The sequence below is a fragment of the Azospirillum sp. ST 5-10 genome, assembly GCF_051225715.1.
GTDB lineage: Bacteria > Pseudomonadota > Alphaproteobacteria > Azospirillales > Azospirillaceae > Azospirillum.
The window spans coordinates 25,510-43,369 of sequence record NZ_JBPJSP010000026.1 but is presented as its reverse complement, the minus strand read 5'-3'; the positions used below and the strand labels follow the sequence as shown (position 1 = coordinate 43,369).

Here is a 17,860-nt window from a genome sequence, read left to right as displayed (position 1 = left end):
CGTCTATGATGCAGCACACGTCGGGCTGTCAACCGTCAGTCACACCGGGGTCAGGGGGTACGATTATTTCTGGATCAGCGCCAAATCCGAAATTGCCGGCGAGACCAAGTCATTATTATTATGATGATAGCAAGATGAGCAGGAACATCACTCTGGCACTTCTGCCTATTAATCCGGACGTTGTCCGTGGCTGCCTTTTCGTTTGCTCCAGCGGGTCAGCCCGCTTGCGCGAATGGTTGTTCACTGCACCGCGGTATGATCGTGGTTTCTGGTGCAGGTGCTATCTCGACAATGCTGGCCGAATCGGGGGAAACGGGGCTTTCACATAGGTGCTTTCCTACTCACAAGCATCCAAGACTTCTCAAACCAATTCGCAATTGTTCTTCAAATCTGCGGAATGAATCCGAATCGCGTAAAGCATTTAGTGATTGGGTTTGAGCAATCATCGGAAATAGCTGGGAGGATCCCCTGCTGTTCCGGCGCCTTTGTACAGTGCGAGCTGCTCGCTCCAAAGCTGCTTTAGGATCGCCTAGCCGTTCTGCTTCAGTGGCATTACGCGGCAATCCGAGGTTGGCTGGATCGCGGCTGTATCCTAGAGCCAGGGCAACGGCCACCGGATCGGCCAGCGCCCAAGCCTCCATTTCATGCCGTGGTTCCAGCGCGACGCATCGATCTGGATTCCAGCCACAAGCGTCGTGCGCAGCATCGCAATACGATCGTCCACGTCTAGGCAGGGTTTCCGATACGGCTCGCCCGCCAGTATCTGCATGGATAAATACTAGAAAGAAGGCCTGTGAATTTTCGCACAATTCTCTAGCGACATTGGCAACTTGCCTGCCGCTGCGGCCTAAAATGATGGCTGGGGCTGTTGGAATAATGACACTTCGAACTCCCTCTCGAAGCGTAATGTCTTCCATAACCCTGGGTATCAAAATGTCAAAATAAGATCGGTCGGCGCTCCCTTCGTAATGAGCTGCCCATGATATATAGGTCATGCTTCTAATCCCGGTCGACGCAACAGCCTTTCGACCTCCAGCCGGGTTAGATCGGTCTCCGGGTTAAGGTTAAATTTCTGCTCGACCCCAACTCGCATTCTAGTTCTCACGGATCGTCTATTTTTTTCTTTGTCTATATTTACGACTGAATCGGCCGCAACAATCTCGCTGTCCTCCAAGGCGTGCATAACCGCTGGAGAGTGGGTGTTGACCAAAATCTGGAATAAAGGATCTACCCCTATAGTCTCTGTCGCAGAAACAGCGGACCGGAGGAATTCCACAAGAGCCGGGATTCGCCCTTCATGTACACCGTTTTCCGGCTCCTCAAAGCAAAGAACGCCTTTGCGATTGGGGTCGTCTAATACAGCAAGCAGAGCAAGAAGCCTGATTGTGCCATCCGAGATTACTCTTGAGCTAAACTCAAGGTGCTCTGAAGTGGCAACTCCAAACGAGTATTCTTTTGCGCTGGCGTCGTTGAAAACATTGACAGATCGGACCGAAGGAATAAGAGTAGCCAAGTCTAGAGATATGTCAGAAATGACGCCATTCGGCCTATCTTCATGCTTTGTGCTCTCCATCAAGTGAGCAAGAACAGCAGATAAATTTGACGCGTCCGGCCTCAAATCTTTGCTTTCGAAGCGATCGTTTGGCCGCCGCGCCGCTTGCGGATTAATTTCCAAAAAGCGAGTCGACATAAATAGATCGCGCAGAGCATATAGGTGCGGAAACTCTGCTGTCGTAATAGTAGAAAGAGCTGTGCGTGATGCTTCTACTGCAGGAAGAGTGATGGGGCGGCCCCGCTTAGTCGCTCCACTCTCTCCTGCTGGCCCATCTTGCCTGATCTCAAATGCAATTGCTTCGCCTTCATTTGACATTTTCATTCCAATAAATGGATTCTCCCGTCGTGAATAAGAAATATTTGAGAGCTTCAGGAACTTGGCATCATCATTCTTTTTCGGTATTGCGCGGCATTCTTCCCGAGTAACAAATATACCTCTAGGATTTCCGTAAGAATCGACTTTCATTGATAGTTCTAGATCATATCGAATTCGCTGCGACGTAATATTGTAGCGCGTCCCAAAAGAATCTATACCTTTTTTGTCTATTAGAACCTCAACTGAAAATTTCATTTTCTCATATTGGCACGATTCTGTTCGGCGGAACAGTTCCTGGGGTTCGCCGCGCAGATCTTGCATTGCGGTACGAACATCGTGTCTGGCAAGAAGAGACATAAACCTAAGGGCATCAAACAGGTTTGATTTCCCGCTTGCATTCGGCCCCACAATTGCGGAAAACGGACGCAAATCAAGCGAAAAATTTTCAAATGTCTTGAAGCCATCTATCTCAATTTTTGTAAACATCTAATCCCCCAAAACGTGAGTAAGTGAAGTTGTTTCTGGAATCGCGTTAGTTCACTGGGTCATTCTCTACCATAAATAACAAGCATTATGAAGTAAGCCAACATCCCCAAGCGGGTTGGTTGCGACTCCACTGAGGATGCAAGATACCCTCTCCAATAGCATCGGGGAAGGTCACATGGTCCTTTCTTGCGCCCCAAATGTCGAATTTTAGCATCATTTCGTCCTAAGTGATATGCCCTCAGCCCACTGTCGCGCGGTTCCACGCGCAGAAAAAATCTGCCTCCCAGAGCCTTCATTGTCCCATTCCGTCGCTGAGGAGATCGCGTACAACATTGCTAACGTGGCCGTCTGGTTTGCGGACTGCGCAGGATTATGATGCGGCGGTAGAGCGCTGGCTTCGGACGGGGATAGCGGCCATGGGCGATGCCGCGGGACGCGACCCGTGCCGTGCCAGACGCGGACGTCTTTGCCACGGTTCGGGGACGACATCCCGCCCGCCCGAGGACGCGGCCACCTGAGCCACGGGGGTCCTGTCCGGCCCGCAACCGGTAAGCGGCCTCTTGGCGCTCGCTGACCGTGCCCGTCGGACGGCCGCGTCACTCCGCCGCCGTCGCCCGTTCCTCCTCCGCCTCGATGGCGCCGGACGCCAGCACCACGGCGCACTTGTGCTCCAGGTGGGCGCGCAGCTCGGCGGCCAGGCGCGTCGCGTCGCGCCGGGTCAGCGCGTCCAGGATCTGCTCGTGCTCGCGCACCGCCTGATCCCAGCGCTCCTGCTCCATGTTCGCCATGTAGCGCACGCGGCGGATGCGCGCGGCCAGGCTGGCGTACATGGTGGTCAGCACCGGGTTGTCGGCGGCCGCCAGGATGGCGGCGTGGATCGCCTGGTTCAGGCGGAAATACTCCCGCCGGTCGCGCCGCGCGTAGGCGGCCAGCATCTCGTAGTGCAAGGCGCGGATCTCGGCGACGGCGTCCTCGGACACGCGCCGGCAGGCCAGTTCGCCCGACAGCGCCTCCAGCGCCCCCATGACGTGGAACATGTCCTGGATGTCGCGGCGGGTGAGACGGGTGACGCGGGCGCCCCGGTTGGGCAGCAGCACCACCAGCCCCTCGTTGGCCATGACCTTGAGGGCTTCGCGCAGCGGCGTGCGGGAGATGCCGAACTGCTCGCACAGCTCGCGCTCGTTGAGGCGCTCGCCGGGGCGCAGGGCGCCCTCGATGATGAGGTCGCGCAGGCGCGCCACGGCCTCCTCGTGCAGGCTCGGCCGGACGATCTTGTTCACCGCGTTCCCTCCTCCATCCCCCTGCCGGACCCGCCATCGAGCGCCCCATCGAGCGCCTGGGCCAGAACCACCGCGACGTGCACGGCGTCCCGCGCCGCGCCGTGGGCGATCTGGTGGCGGCAGCTCGTGCCGTCGGCCACCACCACGTCGTCCGGCCCGGCGGCACGCACCGCCGGCAGCAGGTCCAGCTCGCCCACCGCCATCGAGACGTCGTAATGCTCCGCTTGGTAGCCGAAGGCGCCGGCCATGCCGCAGCAGGTGGACTTGACCGACTCGACCGCCAGCCCCGGCACCAGACCCAACACCCGCTCCACCGCCCCCATCGCGCCGAAGGCCTTCTGGTGGCAGTGACCATGCAGCAAGGCGCGGCGGTACGGAAGGGCCTTCAGCGGCAGCGCCAGCCGCCCGGCGGCGCGCTCGCGGTCGAGGAACTCCTCGAACAGCAGGGCGTTGGCCGCCACCGCGTCGGCCTCGGCGCCGGGCAGCACGGCCTTGACCTCGTCGCGCAAGGTCAGCAGGCAGGAGGGCTCCAGCCCGACCACCGGGACGCCGCGCCGGACGGCGGGCAGCACGGCGTCGAGCAGGCGGCGCTGCTCGGTCCGCGCCTCGTCCACCATCCCGGCCGACAGGTAAGTGCGGCCGCAGCAGAGCGGCCGGCCGCCGTCGGCCGGGGCGGCGAGGCGCACGCCGTAGCCACCGGCGGCCAGCACGGCGAGGGCGGCGCGGGCGTTGTCGGCCTCGAACCACCGGTTGAAGCAGTCGGCGAGCAGCACGACCTCGCCCGCCGTCCCCGCCCCCATCGTCGCCGTCGTCGCCTCGCCGTCGCGCAGCGGGTGCCGGTGCCAGCGCGGCAGGGGGCGGCGGCGGGTGAAGCCGGTCAGCCGCTCCGCCAGGGCGGCGGCGCCCGGCACGCGGTCGCGCAGGCCGAGCAGCGCGCCCAGCCGGGACGCCCAGGGGGCGTAGCGGGGGAGGTGGGCGACCAGCCGTTCGCGCAGCGGCAGGCCGTGGCGGCGGCGGTAGTGGTGCAGGAACTCTACCTTCATCTTCGCCATGTCGACGCCGGTCGGGCATTCCCGCCGGCAGCCCTTGCAGCTCAGGCAGAGGTCCAGGGTGGCGTGCATGGCGTCGGAGGTGAAGGCGTCCGGCCCGAGCTGGCCGCTCAGCGCCAGCCGCAGGGAGTTGGCGCGGCCGCGGGTGACGTGGGTCTCGTCGCCGGTGGCGCGGTAGGACGGGCACATCACCCCGGGGTCGGCCTTGCGGCAGGTGCCGTTGTTGTTGCACATCTCCGCCGCTCCCAGCAGGCCGGTCCGCCAGTCCGACCAGTCCAGCGCCGTCTCCAGCGGCAGGGCCGCGTAGCCCGGCTTGAAGCGGAACAGGCTGCGGTCGTCCATGCGCGGCGGGTCGACAATCTTGCCGGGGTTGAACAGGCCGGCCGGGTCGAAGGCCGCCTTGACCTCGCGGAAGGCGGCGACCAGGCGCGGCCCGTACATGGGTTCGTGGAACTCCGAGCGGACCAGCCCGTCGCCGTGCTCGCCGGAATGGGAGCCCTTGTACTCCCGCACCATGGCGAAGGCCTCCTCGGCGATGGCGCGCATGGTCCGCGCCCCGAGCTCCAGCTTGAGGTTGAGCACCGGGCGCACGTGCAGGCAGCCCTCCGAGGCGTGGGCGTACCAGGTGCCCTCGGTGCCGTGCCGGGCGAACACCGCGCTCAGCCGCTCGGTGTAGTCGGCGAGGTGCTCCAGCGGCACCGCGCAGTCCTCGATGAAGGAGACCGGCTTTCCCTCCGTCTTCATCGACATCATGATGTTGAGGCCGGCCTTGCGGACCTCCCAGACGGCCGACTGGAAGGCGGGGTCCACCGCCTCCACCACGGAGTCCGGCAGGCCGAGGTCGCCCATCAGCTCGACCAGGCCCCGCAGGTTGGCGATCTCCCGCTCGCGGTCCTCGCCGGCGAACTCGACCAGCAGCAGGGCTTCGGGCTCGCCGCGCACGGCGCGGTCCATGGTGGCGCGGAACAGCGGGATGTCGCGCCCGAGGCGGATCATGGTGGCGTCCACCAGCTCCACCGCCGCCGGCTTCAGCGCCACGATGTGCTGCGCCGACTCCATGGCCTTGCGGAAGGTGGGGAAGTGGCAGACGCCGAGCACCTTGTGGCGGGGCAGCGGCGCCAGTGCCAGCTCGATGCGCCGGAAGAAGGCGAGCGTGCCCTCGGAGCCCACCAGCAGCCTGGCGAGGTCGGGGCGCCCGCCGCCCAGCCGGTCGAGGTTGTAGCCGCCGACCCGCCGGCGCACGCCGGGGAAGCGGGTGGCGATCTCGTCCGCCTCGCGGGCGTGGAGGGCGCGCATGCGCTCCTCCAGTTCGGCGTGGCGGCCGGGGGCGGCGGCCCCGCCGTCCAGGCGCAGGGCCGTCCCGTCGGCCAGCAGCGCGTCGACGGCGCGCACGTTGTCGACCATGTTGCCGTAGCGCAGCGAGCGCGTGCCGCAGGAGTTGTTGCCGGTCATGCCGCCGATGGTGGCCTGCGCCGAGGTCGAGACGTCCACCGGGTACCACAGGCCCAGCGGCTTCAGCCGGCGGTTCAGCGCGTCGAGCACGATGCCGGGCTGCACCACCGCGGTGCGGCCTTCCGCGTCCACCGACAGCACCCCGTTCAGGTGGCGCGAGCAGTCGACGACCAGTGCGGTGCCCACCGTCTGGCCGCACTGCGACGAGCCACCGCCGCGCGGCAGGACCGGCACCTCCTCCTCCGCGGCGATCGCCAGCGCCGCCGCCACGTCGGCGTCGTCGCGGGGGATCAGCACGCCGACCGGCTCGACCTGGTAGATCGAGGCGTCGGTGCTGTAGCGGCCGCGGGAGAACGGGTCGAACAGCACCTCGCCCTTGACCGCGGCGCGCAGCCGTGCGGCGAGCGCGCTGTCGCCGATGCGGGCGGCGGCGGCGGTGAAGCGCGGGGTGGCGCTGGCGTCGAGCGGCATGGGGCGTCTCCGGGCCGGTGGAGCGGGCCAGCCAGCCTATCAATTTGCATGCAAGATGCAAAGTGGACGCGTCGACCCGGCGGCCTGCCCGATGGGCATAGGCCGTTTTCGCGTATCGGTGAGGCATTTCCCGATTGCCGCTTTGCGTTTTGCATGCAAAATTAGGTTGGCATCACGAACAATGACCGAGGGGAGGACCCACCGCGATGGCGCATCGCAGCGGACGGCATTTCCTGCAGATCCCCGGCCCGACCAACGTGCCCGACCGCGTGCTGCGGGCCATGGACCGGCCGACCATCGACCACCGCGGTCCCGAGTTCCAGCGCCTCGGCCGCGCCGTGCTGGAGGGGGTGCGCCCGGTCTTCGGCACCGCGGGGCCGGTGGTGATCTATCCCTCCTCCGGCACCGGGGCGTGGGAGGCGTGCATCGTCAACACGCTGTCCCCCGGCGACCGGGTGCTGATGTTCGAGACCGGCCACTTCGCCACCCTGTGGCGCAACCTGGCGGCCAAGTTCGGCGTGGTCTGCGAGTTCGTGCCGGGCGACTGGCGCCACGGCGTCGATCCGGACGCCGTCGAGAGCCGGCTGGCCGAGGACCGCGAGCACGCCATTAAGGCGGTGATGGTGGTGCACAACGAGACCTCGACCGGCGTCACCAGCCGCGTCCCCCAGGTGCGCCGCGCCATCGACCGCGCCGGCCATCCCGCGCTCCTGCTGGTGGACACCATCTCCTCGCTCGCCTCCATCGACTACCGCCACGACGAGTGGGGGGTGGACGTCACGGTGTCGGGCTCGCAGAAGGGGCTGATGCTGCCGCCGGGGCTCGGCTTCAACGCCGTCTCGGAGAAGGCGCTGACGGCCAGCCGCGGCAACCGGCTGCCGCGCTCCTACTGGGACTGGGAGGACATGCTGAAGGCCAACGCCAGCGGCTTCTTCCCCTACACCCCGGCCACCAACCTGCTCTACGGCCTGCAGGAAGCCGTCGCCATGCTGATGGAGGAGGGGTTGGCGAACGTCTTCGCCCGCCACGACCGCCACGCCGAGGCGACGCGGCGCGCCGTGCGGGCCTGGGGCCTGGAGGTGCTGGCCGCCGAGCCCGAGGAGTATTCCAGCGCGCTCACCGCCGTGCTGGTGCCCGACGGGCACGACGCCGACCATCTCCGGCGCACCGTGCTGGAGCGCTTCGACATGTCGCTGGGCGCCGGGCTCGGCCGGCTGGCCGGGCGGGTGTTCCGCATCGGCCACCTCGGCGACTTCAACGACCTGACCCTGGCCGGCACGCTCGCCGGCGTCGAGATGGGACTGGCCGCGGCCGGCGTGCCCCACCGCGCCGGCGGCCTGCAGGCGGCGCTCCAGTACCTCGAACACGGCAACCGCCAGGCCGCGGCCGCGGCCGCGGAGTGAGTTCCGGACACGAACCATAAAGGGAGGAAGAGACCATGCGTATCGGCCTGAACCTGTTCGCGTCGGTGTTGGTCGCCGGCACGCTGGCGGCGGCGAGCGCCGCCGCCCAGACGGAGATCAAGCTCGGCCACGTCGGCGAGCCCGGTTCCCTGTTCGACCGCTCCGCCCAGGAGTTCGCCCGCGTCGCCAACGAGAAGCTCGGCGACAAAGCCAAGGTGGTGGTCTACGGCTCCAGCCAGCTCGGCGGCGATTCGGAGATGCTGAAGAAGCTGAAGCTCGGCACCATCGACCTGGCGCTGCCGTCGACCGTCATGTCCTCCGAGGTGCCGGCCTTCGGCCTGTTCGAGATGCCCTACCTCGTCCAGGACCGCGAGCACATGGCGCGCATCCGCGACGAGATCGTCATGCCGACCCTGGCGCCGCTGGCGGAGAAGGACGGCTACCGCATCCTCGGCGTGTGGGAGAACGGCTTCCGCCACATCACCAACAGCAAGCGTCCCATCGTCAAGCCGGCCGACCTGCAGGGCATCAAGCTGCGCACGCCCCAGGGGGTGTGGCGGGTCAAGATGTTCCAGGCCTACGGCGCCAACCCCAGCCCGCTGGCGCTGTCGGAGGTCTTCGTGGCCCTGCAGACCGGCGTCATGGACGGCCAGGAGAACCCGTTCGCGCAGATCTACCCCTCGCGCTTCCACGAGGTGCAGAAGTACCTGTCGCTGTCCGGCCACGTCTACACCCCGGCCTACCTGACCGCCGGACGGAGCTGGAGCCGTTTCGACCCGGCGGTGCAGGCGGCGCTCGGCGAGGCCGCCAAGGCGGTGCAGCCGAAGGTCTACGAGATCGCCGCCGCGCTGGACGAGGAGCTGCTGGCCAAGCTCAAGGAGGGCGGCATGCAGGTCAACGAGGTGGACAAGCAGGCCTTCATCGACGCCAGCGCCGGCATCTACAAGGACTTCGCCGCCGAGGTGCCGAACGGCAAGGAACTGATCGACAAGGCGTTGGGCCTCGCCAAGAAATCGTGACGACCGCGCGACGCGGTCGCGCCGGTCCCCCCTCCCGACCTCCCCCCACCTCGTGGGGGGAGGAATGAGCCCTCCCCCGCGACGTGGGGGAGGGTTGGGTGGGGGATCGATGAGGCCGTTCCTCGGTCACCCCGAATTGCCCCTTCCCGAGAGGATCGCGCCCGTGACCTTCGAGTCCCTGCGTCTCGGCTTCGAGCGGCTGCTGGAAGTCATCGTCGTCCTGCTCGTCGCCCTGCTCACCCTGCTCATCATCGCCGGCTTCGTCTTCCGCTATCTCGGCAGCTCGCTCGTCTGGTACGACGAGGTCGCCTCGGTGGGGCTGGCCTGGCTCACCTACTACGGCGCCGCGCTGGCGGCGCTGAAGGGGGCGCACATCGGCTTTCCCGGCATCGTCAACGCCTTCCCGCCGGGGCTGCGGCTGGCCGCCACCGTCTTCGCCGAGGGCTGCGTCTTCCTGTTCTTCGGCGTGCTCGCCTGGACCGGCTGGGAGGTGGTGGTGATCCTCGAGGGCGACACCCTGGTCAGCCTGCCCTGGGTGCCGCTGCAGCTCTCCCAGTCGGTGATCCCGGTCGGCGCCGTGCTGTTCATGCTGGCCGAGGCGATGCGCCTGCCCAAGGTGCTGCGCGACGCCCGCGGCGCCGGCTTCGCCGACCACGAGATCGAGGAGGCGCTGGGCGCCGACGCCGCCCGGCTGGCCGCCAGGCCGGCGCGGGCCGCCGCGGCGCCGCTGCGCGGCACCATGGTGCAGGGGGGACAGCGGCCATGACCATCGGCTACATGCTGGGCGGCCTGTTCGCCCTGGTTCTCCTCAACGTGCCCATCGCCGTGGCGCTCGGCCTGGTCGCCATGACGGCGATCGTGCTGATCCAGGGCACCGACATGCTGCCCAACGTGGCGCTGGTCATGTTCGACGGCGCCACCAACTTCCCGCTGCTGGCGATCCCGCTGTTCATCCTGGCCGGCGCCGTGATGAACGCCTCCTCGATCTCGCGCCGGCTGGTGGCCTTCGCCTCGGCGCTCCTGGGCTTCGTGCGTGGCGGGCTGTCCATGGTGGCGATCGCCGCCTCCATGTTCTTCGCAGAGATCTCCGGCTCCGCCGTCGCCGGGGTGGCGGCGCTCGGCACCATCCTCATCCCGGCGATGCGCCAGCGCGGCTATTCCAAGGAGTTCGCGGCCGCCATCTGCTCCTCGGCCGCCAGCCTCGCCATCATCATCCCGCCGTCGATCCCGATGATCCTCTACGCCGTCATGGCGGAGACGTCGGTCGTCAAGATGTTCGTCGCCGGCATCCTGCCGGGCATCCTCGGCGCCATCGGCCTGGCGGTCGCCGCCTACATCCAGGCGGTGCGCTACGATTTCCCGGTCGAGGAACGCTTCCAGGTGTCGCGCCTGGTGCAGACGTTCAAGGACGCGGCCTGGGCCTTCCTCTTGCCGGTCATCATCCTCGGCGGCATCTTCGGCGGCTTCGTCACGGCGACCGAGGGGGCCGGGCTGGCGGTGGCGGCGGCGCTGTTCATCAGCGTCGTCATCTACCGCGAGCTGAACCTGCGCGAGCTCTACCGCGCCTGCCTCGACGGCGGCGTCCAGACCGCGGTGGTGATGCTGCTGGTGGCGGCCTCGGCGCTGATCGGCACCTTCCTCACCGAGGCGCAGCTGCCGCAGAAGCTGGCGCGCGCCATCGCCGCCCTGACCACCGACAAGTACGCGGTGCTGGCGCTGATGAACGTGGCCTTCCTGGTGCTCGGCATGTTCCTGCACTCGGCCGCCGCCATCATCCTGGTGGTGCCCATCGTCATGCCGCTGGTGACCGAGGTCGGCATCGACCCCGTTCATTTCGGTCTGGTGGTGACCCTGAACCTCGCCATCGGCCAGCAGACGCCGCCGGTGGCCAGCGTGCTGATCGCCGCCTGCTCGATCGCCCGCTCCGACATCTGGGAGACCACCAAGGTCAACCTGCCCTTCATCGCCGCGCTGCTGTTCGTGCTGGCGATCTGCACCTACGTGCCGGCGCTCTCGCTGGCGCTCGTCAATCTGGTCTACTGAGCCGAGCGCCCCGCGCAAGCGCGACCATGGGAGGACCGATGACCGACGGACGGACCGCCGGGCCGCTGGCCGGCGTGAAGGTGGTGGAACTGGCGCACATCATGGCGGGCCCGGTGTGCGGGCTGATGCTGGCCGACATGGGCGCCGACGTGCTGAAGGTGGAGAAGCTGCCGGGCGGCGACGACAGCCGCCGCATGGTGCCGCCCACCGTCGCCGGCGAGTCCGCCGCCTACATGATGATGAACCGCAACAAGCGCGGCATCGCGTTGAACCTGAAGAGCGAGGGCGGGCGCGAGGCGCTGCGCCGGCTGCTGCGCGACGCCGACGTGCTGATCGAGAACTACCGCCGCGGCACCCTGGAGAAGCTGGGCTTCGGGCCGGAGGCGCTGGAGGCCCTCAACCCGCGCCTGGTGGTGTGCGAGATCTCCGGCTTCGGGCGCAGCGGGCCGCTCGCCGAGCAGGGCGGCTTCGACCTGATCGCCCAGGGGATGAGCGGGCTGATGAGCATCACCGGCGAGGGGCCGGGGCGGCCGCCGGTCAAGCTGGGGGCGCCGGTGACCGACATCACCGCCGGCATCCTCGCCGCCATGGGGGTGCTGGCGGCCCTGCTGGAGTGCCGGCGCACCGGACGCGGCCAGCGGGTCGACACCTCGCTGTTCGAGGCCGGCATCGTCCACACCTACTGGCAGTCGGCGATCCGCTTCGCCACCGGGGTCAGCCCGGGGCCGCTCGGCTCGGCCCACCCGCTGAACGCGCCCTATCAGGCGTTCCCCACCGCCGACGGCTGGATCAACGTGGGCGCCGCGACCCAGGCGAACTGGCTGCGCCTGCTGGCCGCCATCGCGGCGCCGGAGCTGGCGGAAGACCCGCGCTTCGCCGACAACGCCGGCCGCATGGCCCACCTCGACGCGCTGGAGCCGCTGCTGGGCGCGGTCTTCCGGCGCCACACCACCGCCGAGTGGCTGGACCGGCTGGCGGCGGCCGGGGTGCCGGCCGGGCCGGTGCTGAGCGTCGCCGAGATGCACGAGCACCCGCACACGCTCGCCCGCGAGATGGTGGTGGAGGTCGAGCACGGGGCCGCCGGTGCGGTGAAGACGCTGGGCCTGCCGGTCAAGTTCTCGCGCACCCCGGGCGGCGTCCGCCGCGCCGCGCCGCGGCTCGGCGAGCACACGCGCTCGGTCCTGTCCGAGTACGGATTCGACGACGCAACCCTCGACCGCTTGGCCGAGGAGGGGGCCATCGGGTAAGAGGGGGCACCCGCAAGAAAAGGAATGGACGCGCATTCATGGACACCGCATCCTGCATCGATCTCGCCGCCGACCTGCTGGTCGCCGTCCGTCGCGGCGGCGCCCGTCCCGCCGACCTGCCCGACGATCTGCGCCCGGCGTCGGCCACCGACGCCTACGCCATCCAGGACGCGGTGGTGGCGCGCCTGGGCGAGACTGTGGAGGGCTGGAAGGTGGGCGCCCGCGCCCCCGACGCCGAGCCCAACTGCGCCCCCCTCGTCGCCTCGGCGGTCAGCGAGGGGCCGGCGGTGCTGAACGGCAACGCCTTCTCCATGCGCGGCATCGAGGCGGAGATCGCCGTCCGCTTCGGCCGCGCCCTGCCGCCGCGCGCCGCCGCCTACGGCCGCCACGAGGTGCTGGACGCCGTCGACGCCCTGATGCCGGCGCTCGAGGTGGTCGACACCCGCTACGCCGAGCGCACCGCGGCCTCGCCCCTGTCGCAGCTTGCCGACTTCCAGTCCAACGGCCACTTCGTCGCCGGCACGCCGGTGACCGAATGGCACGGCGTCGACCCGCTGACCCAGGCGGTTCGGCTGACGGTCGACGGCGAGGAACGGGCGGCCGGCCGCGGCGGCAATCCGGCCGGCGATCCCTTCGCCCTGCTGGTGTGGCTGGCCAACACGCTGTCGGCCCGCGGCGTCGGCATCGACGCCGGCACCATCGTCACCACCGGCACCATGACCGGCCTGGTGCCGGTCGGCCCGTCCGCCCACGTGGTCGCCGAGATGCCGGGCCTCGGCCGGGTCGAGCTGCGCTTCGAGGAACGCTGAGGGCGCGGCGGGGAAAAGCCCCGCCCCCGCCCTCCCGGCCTTCGGCCGGGTCCCTCCCTCCCCCGCCTCTCGCGGAACCAAAGGTCCCGCTGACGGCGTCAGGCGAATGCCTTCATTCGCCGAGAGCCGGGGGCGAGGGAGGGCTCCCTGGGAGGGCCGCGCGGCGATCGGCGCGTGCCCTCACGCCGCCAATGCGGGCGTCGCCAGCGCCCGCTGCAGCTTGGCGCGGTCGGCCGCGGCGAGGGGCCGCATCACCGTGTCCAGGATGCCGCCGAACACCTCCGGCGGGACGGCGGCGCGGACGCCGCCAAGCAGCTCGGCCCGCTCGGCCGGCGTGGCGGCGGCGACCATCCAGCGCAGGCCCAGCATCTGCTCCTCCGGCGGCTGGGCGGCGACGATGGCGCGTTCGAGCGCCATCAGCTCCTCGTCGCTGTGGGTGCGCCAGAGGACGGCGGTGTTGCGGCCCTCCTCCTGCTCCATGTGGACGAGGTTTTCGCCGACGAACACGCAGAGCCGGCGGTACAACGCCTGGGCGGCGGCCGCACGCTCCGCGCCGCGGCGGCTCGCGACCTCGGCGACGGCGCTCTCCAGCGCTTCGATGTCGGCTTCGTGGTGCTCGTGGTCGCCGGCGGTGTCGCGGGTCGAGCCGGGAGCCCGCGCCTCCATGGCCGGGTGGACGAAGCCGTTCTCGTGCTCCAGGTGCCGGCGGCAGAAGTCGGCCAGGCCGCGCACGCGGCCCAGCGCGTCGGCCACCGCCGCCTCGTCGTCGCCGTCCAGCGAGCCGACGGCCAGCAGCGTGTCGGCCATGAAGGCGCGCAGGCCCTTGTGGATCAGGCGGTAGATCTCGTAACGGGGGGCTTGGGCGGTCATCGCGTCCGTCTCCATGACTGTCGGTTCCAGGATGGCCGGGACGCTAGGCGGGCAATCGTCAGGACGGTTGCTAAGTCTTGCCTCACCGAATGCTAAAAGGATCGTAAGCGGCCCCGTCAGGGCATCGCCTCCAGCGCCAGCGGCCGGACGACGGCGAGGCGGAAGCGGCCGCGGCCGGTCTTCTCGATCCGCAGCGCGTCGCAGCGCTCGGCGAGGCGCCGCTGCAGCAGGATCAGGCGCGCCTCCAGGTTCTCCGCGGCGTCGGGAAGACGGATGTCGGGGGCGAGGCGCAACTCGCGGTTGGTGAACTCGGTGCGGCCGTGCTCCACATGGTCGCGCGCCAGCTTCCACAGGATCGCGCCGGCGACGCCCTTGATGAGATAGTCGTTGTCGAGGAAGACGCTGTCGTCGGCGGCGTAGTGGCGGACCACCACGCCCGGTCCGGACGGCGTGGCGGCCGGCCCCGTGGCGGCCGGCTCCGGCGCCGGCGCGGCCTGCCTCAGCGCCTGCATGGCGCCGCCGAGCTGGAGCGCCAGGGTGGCCAGGGCGTCCTCCTCGTCGTAGCGGAAGCGCAGCTCCTGCGTGCTTTCCGCGAACAGCACGCCGAGCAGCCGCGACCCGGCGAGGATCGGCACGGCGAGTTGGCTGTGCGGCTGCGCCAGCCCGGGGAAGGGGATCTCGGTGGCGCCGATCAGGCCGGCGTCGGCGGCGCGGTCGCGCACGGCGCAGCCGTAGCTGTACTCGCTGGTCATGTGGGTGATGCGGATGGGCGTGCGCTCGCGCGCCGCCACGCCGATCACCCCCTCGCCCAGTGCCACCTCCGAGCCGACGCCGGATTCCGGATAGCCCAGCGCGGCGACGGTGTAGAGCCGCTCCCCCGCCTCGTCCAGCAGCAGCACCAGCGCGTGCTCGACACCGAAGCCGTTCTTGAGGTCGGCCAGCACGCGGTCCAGCAGCTCCGTCAGGTCGGAACAGGCGGCCAGCCCCTCGCAGGCGCGCCGCAGTGCCGGCAGCAGCGCGCGGCGGCGGGGCGGGGCGGGCAGGGCGGCGCCCGGCACCGCCTCGATGGACAGCACCCGGTAGAGATCGGCGCCCATCAGCCGGTACACCCCGACCATGCCGACGTGGGAGGCGATGCCGGCCAGCTTCGCTTTCATGATCTCGAACAGCGGGCCTGCCGTTTCCGTGTGGCGGTAGAGCAGCGACACCCGGTACTGGGCGGCCGTCGCCGGGTCGACCAGCAGCAGGGTGGCGAGCGGGTTCTCCAGGATGTTCCGCCGCGTCTTGTTGAAGAACTGGTAGGACAGGGCGACGTGCCCCTCGTCCACGTAATGGACCTGGGAGAGCAGGGAGACGTTGGGCGTGCCGTCGGCGGCGCTGGTGGCGATCGCCGCGGGGATCACGCCTTCCAGACAGGGGCGGATGGCGTCGAGGGACAGGGTCATGGGGCGAGCGCGTCCCCCGCCTTCGGCCCCGGCGTCTGGTCGAACCCGGCGCTGGGGGTGAAGACGAGCGCGGCGAGGTCGGCCGGGTCGCAGGCCATCAGGGTGCGCACGAAGGGCTCCTCGAAGCCGATGCTCTCGAGGTCGCGGACGAAGGGGCCGACATGGTGGGCGACGGCGTCGAGGGCCCCGGCCGTGGGCGGCACCACCCGTGCGTCTTCGCCCTTGAGCTGCACCGAGCGGTGCGTGCTGGGCCGCGTCACCACCACGGCCAGCCGCCCCGTCTCGGCGACCGCGTCGAGCAGCGCCGCCGACGCCGACGCCGACAGCAGCAGGCCGACGCGCCGCCCGTCGGGCTCGACCCGGCAGGCCAGCGCCCGGCTCAGCACCGGCCGGTTGGCGCGGTCGCTGGACGACACGACGACGCTGACCCCTTCGTCGAGAAACGCGGCGAACCCGCCGCCCGGCCCGAATTCCCGCACGCCCGTCACCGCCGCTTGCGACACCGGCGGCAGTCTACCAAGCCGAGGGGCGCCGCGGCCAGCGGGCGATGGACGTAGGAGTGGGGCCGTCCGTTTCACCGGCCGCGGGGAGCGCCGGTCCGGTGGAGCGCGAATCCGGTGGCGCCCGTGTCTTCCAGACCAGGGCGGAGTTGCAGGCTCGGAATCAAATAGTCCCCGCCGTTCTGCCGCCGATAGGGGATGGGGGGCGTGGTGTCCACCGTCCGCATCCGGTCGCGAAGGCCGTCGGCGACATGCTCGAAGCCCGCCGCGTCGAGGCGGTCGACCCGGTAGGCGACGAACGGCGGCAGCACGTCGTAGCCGGGATAATGGAGGATGCCATGGTTGATCGGGAACAGCAGGTCGGCGATCGGCCCGTTGATGCCGCGCTCGGCGTAGTGCTCGGCCCAGCCGCCGGCCGTCACGATCAGCATGGCCCGCCTGCCGACCAGGGTGCCTTCGCCGAAACGGTCGCCCCAGCGCCGGTCGCTGTGCTCGCCGACGCCGTAGGCGAAGCCGTAGGCGTAGACGCGGTCGACCCAGCCCTTGAGGATCGCCGGCATCGAGTACCACCACAGTGGGAACTGGAGGATCAGCAGATCGGCCCAGAGCAGCTTGCGCTGCTCCGCCGCGACGTCGTCGGTCAGGGTTCCGGCGGCGAAGGCGTCGCCCGAGGCGGCGGGCACCCGCAGCCGGGCGTCGGGCGCCAGCGCCGGAAAGTCGGCGCGATCCACCGCCGCCTTCCAGCCCATGGCGTAGAGGTCGGACACCAGCACCGTGTGGCCTCGGGATTCGAGCTCCCGGACGGCGACGTCGCGCAGGGCGCCGTTGAGCGAGCGCGGCTCGGGATGGGCGAAGACGAACAGGACGTTCATGGGGGACACCGAACGAAGGGTGGATGGTGCCCCGACGCTAGCCTGGGTATCGGCAATCCGCTACACAGGGGAAATGGATAGGATTTTGCCGTACTATGGATAAATCGGACGTCACGCTCGAGCGCATGCGCGTCTTCATCCGCGTGGCCGAGCGCGCGAGCCTGTCGGCGGTGGCGCGCGAGTTCGGCGTCGGGCAGTCGACCGTCTCCCGGCAGTTGCGGGACCTCGAGGAGGCCGTCGGCGTGGCGCTGCTGAGCCGGACGACCCGTCGAGTCACGCTGACCGACGAAGGCAGCCGCTACTACGCCGACGCCGTGCACATCCTCCGCCTGGTGGAGCAGGCCGGCGAGGAGGCGCGGGGCATGCGCGGGGCGCCCGCCGGCACGGTGCGGCTGTCCTGCACGGCGGCCCTCGGGGTCCTGCACGTGAGCCGCCTGATCTTCGCGTTCCAGGACCGCCATCCCGACATCCGCGTGGATCTCGGCCTGACCGACGAGCGGGTCGACCTCGTCCGGGAGGGCGTCGACGTGGCACTCCGCCTCGGGCCGCTGACCGACAGCTCGCTGAAGCTCCGGCCGCTCGGCCGGAGCCGCCGCCTGCTCGTCGCCGCGCCGCGCTATCTGGCCGAACGCGGCCGGCCCGCCGCTCCCGAGGACCTGTCGGCGCACGAGGGCATCCGCATGGCGAACGTGGCCGGCAGCGACCTGCTCACCGTGCGCGGGCCCGACGGGCGGCACCACGCGGTCCGCTTCGGCGGACGGCTGCGGGTCGACCATGGGCTGGCCGCCCGCGAAGCCTTCGCCGCCGGCCGCGGCCTCGGCCCCGCCCACCAGTGGCTGGTCGACGACCTGCTCGCGGCGGGCCGGCTCGAGGTCCTGCTGCCCGACCACACCTTGCCCGCGGTGCCGCTGAACATGCTCATCGTCCCGGAGCGGGCGGGCATCGCCCGCGTCCGCCTGCTGATCGAGTTCCTCGCCGAGCGGATCGGCACCATCCCCGGACTCGCGCCGCCGCGGCCGGAGCGCTGACCGGCGCCCGGGCCGC

The 17,860-nt window shown here is 69.1% G+C and carries 15 protein-coding genes; 7 read left to right on the top strand and 8 right to left on the bottom strand.

What is annotated here, in order from left to right:
- Positions 1 to 341: 341 nt before the first annotated feature.
- The 4 genes from ACSBPG_RS23700 to ACSBPG_RS23685 all read right to left on the bottom strand — a co-directional run bounded on the left by ACSBPG_RS23700 (position 342) and on the right by ACSBPG_RS23685 (position 6,608).
- Complete coding sequence (locus tag ACSBPG_RS23700) at positions 342 to 995, bottom strand: hypothetical protein (RefSeq protein WP_435539698.1); 654 nt, start codon at positions 993 to 995, stop codon at positions 342 to 344.
- Positions 992 to 2,356 carry an AAA family ATPase gene (locus ACSBPG_RS23695; RefSeq protein ID WP_435539697.1) on the bottom strand — a complete coding sequence of 455 codons (1,365 nt, stop codon included), beginning with the start codon at positions 2,354 to 2,356 and terminating at the stop codon, positions 992 to 994. The genes ACSBPG_RS23700 and ACSBPG_RS23695 overlap by 4 nt, the downstream gene beginning before the upstream one ends.
- A 596-nt stretch (positions 2,357 to 2,952) precedes the next feature.
- Positions 2,953 to 3,636 (bottom strand): GntR family transcriptional regulator, encoded by a 684-nt coding sequence (locus ACSBPG_RS23690; RefSeq protein WP_435539696.1) that lies wholly within the window; start codon positions 3,634 to 3,636, stop codon positions 2,953 to 2,955.
- A complete protein-coding gene (locus ACSBPG_RS23685; RefSeq protein ID WP_435539695.1) occupies positions 3,633 to 6,608 on the bottom strand; it encodes an FAD-binding and (Fe-S)-binding domain-containing protein in 2,976 nt (991 codons plus the stop codon). The genes ACSBPG_RS23690 and ACSBPG_RS23685 overlap by 4 nt, the downstream gene beginning before the upstream one ends.
- A gap of 206 nt (positions 6,609 to 6,814) precedes the next feature.
- Between ACSBPG_RS23685 and ACSBPG_RS23680 the strand changes: the two genes are divergently transcribed.
- The 6 genes from ACSBPG_RS23680 to ACSBPG_RS23655 all read left to right on the top strand — a co-directional run bounded on the left by ACSBPG_RS23680 (position 6,815) and on the right by ACSBPG_RS23655 (position 13,129).
- The gene (locus tag ACSBPG_RS23680) at positions 6,815 to 8,011 is read left to right on the top strand and encodes a pyridoxal-phosphate-dependent aminotransferase family protein (RefSeq protein WP_435539694.1); all 1,197 of its coding nucleotides are present in this window, start codon (positions 6,815 to 6,817) and stop codon (positions 8,009 to 8,011) included.
- A 35-nt stretch (positions 8,012 to 8,046) separates the two neighbouring features.
- The gene (locus tag ACSBPG_RS23675) at positions 8,047 to 9,030 is read left to right on the top strand and encodes a TRAP transporter substrate-binding protein (RefSeq protein ID WP_435539693.1); all 984 of its coding nucleotides are present in this window, start codon (positions 8,047 to 8,049) and stop codon (positions 9,028 to 9,030) included.
- A 163-nt stretch (positions 9,031 to 9,193) separates the two neighbouring features.
- Positions 9,194 to 9,796: a TRAP transporter small permease gene (locus tag ACSBPG_RS23670; RefSeq protein WP_435539692.1), complete on the top strand. Its 603-nt coding sequence runs from the start codon at positions 9,194 to 9,196 to the stop codon at positions 9,794 to 9,796.
- Entirely contained in the window at positions 9,793 to 11,073 is a 1,281-nt protein-coding gene (locus tag ACSBPG_RS23665; protein ID WP_435539691.1) for a TRAP transporter large permease, read from the top strand. Before ACSBPG_RS23670 ends, ACSBPG_RS23665 begins: the two co-directional genes overlap by 4 nt.
- A gap of 38 nt (positions 11,074 to 11,111) precedes the next feature.
- Positions 11,112 to 12,320: a CaiB/BaiF CoA transferase family protein gene (locus ACSBPG_RS23660; RefSeq protein ID WP_435539690.1), complete on the top strand. Its 1,209-nt coding sequence runs from the start codon at positions 11,112 to 11,114 to the stop codon at positions 12,318 to 12,320.
- A gap of 38 nt (positions 12,321 to 12,358) precedes the next feature.
- Positions 12,359 to 13,129, top strand: a complete 771-nt coding sequence (locus tag ACSBPG_RS23655; RefSeq protein WP_435539689.1) for a 2-keto-4-pentenoate hydratase — start codon at positions 12,359 to 12,361, stop codon at positions 13,127 to 13,129.
- 180 nt (positions 13,130 to 13,309) lie between these two features.
- On the opposite strand, the gene ACSBPG_RS23650 is transcribed toward ACSBPG_RS23655, so the two are convergent.
- The 4 genes from ACSBPG_RS23650 to ACSBPG_RS23635 form a co-directional block, all read right to left on the bottom strand.
- Positions 13,310 to 13,999, bottom strand: a complete 690-nt coding sequence (locus tag ACSBPG_RS23650) for a hemerythrin domain-containing protein (protein ID WP_435539688.1) — start codon at positions 13,997 to 13,999, stop codon at positions 13,310 to 13,312.
- Positions 14,000 to 14,115: 116 nt separating this feature from the next.
- The gene (locus tag ACSBPG_RS23645) at positions 14,116 to 15,444 is read right to left on the bottom strand and encodes a GAF domain-containing protein (protein WP_435539687.1); all 1,329 of its coding nucleotides are present in this window, start codon (positions 15,442 to 15,444) and stop codon (positions 14,116 to 14,118) included.
- Complete coding sequence (locus ACSBPG_RS23640) at positions 15,441 to 15,923, bottom strand: hypothetical protein (RefSeq protein ID WP_435539686.1); 483 nt, start codon at positions 15,921 to 15,923, stop codon at positions 15,441 to 15,443. The genes ACSBPG_RS23645 and ACSBPG_RS23640 overlap by 4 nt, the downstream gene beginning before the upstream one ends.
- A gap of 95 nt (positions 15,924 to 16,018) precedes the next feature.
- Positions 16,019 to 16,816 (bottom strand): NAD(P)H-dependent oxidoreductase, encoded by a 798-nt coding sequence (locus tag ACSBPG_RS23635; RefSeq protein WP_435539685.1) that lies wholly within the window; start codon positions 16,814 to 16,816, stop codon positions 16,019 to 16,021.
- Between the two features lie 95 nt (positions 16,817 to 16,911).
- Between ACSBPG_RS23635 and ACSBPG_RS23630 the strand changes: the two genes are divergently transcribed.
- Complete coding sequence (locus ACSBPG_RS23630) at positions 16,912 to 17,844, top strand: LysR family transcriptional regulator (RefSeq protein WP_435539684.1); 933 nt, start codon at positions 16,912 to 16,914, stop codon at positions 17,842 to 17,844.
- Positions 17,845 to 17,860: the final 16 nt, after the last annotated feature.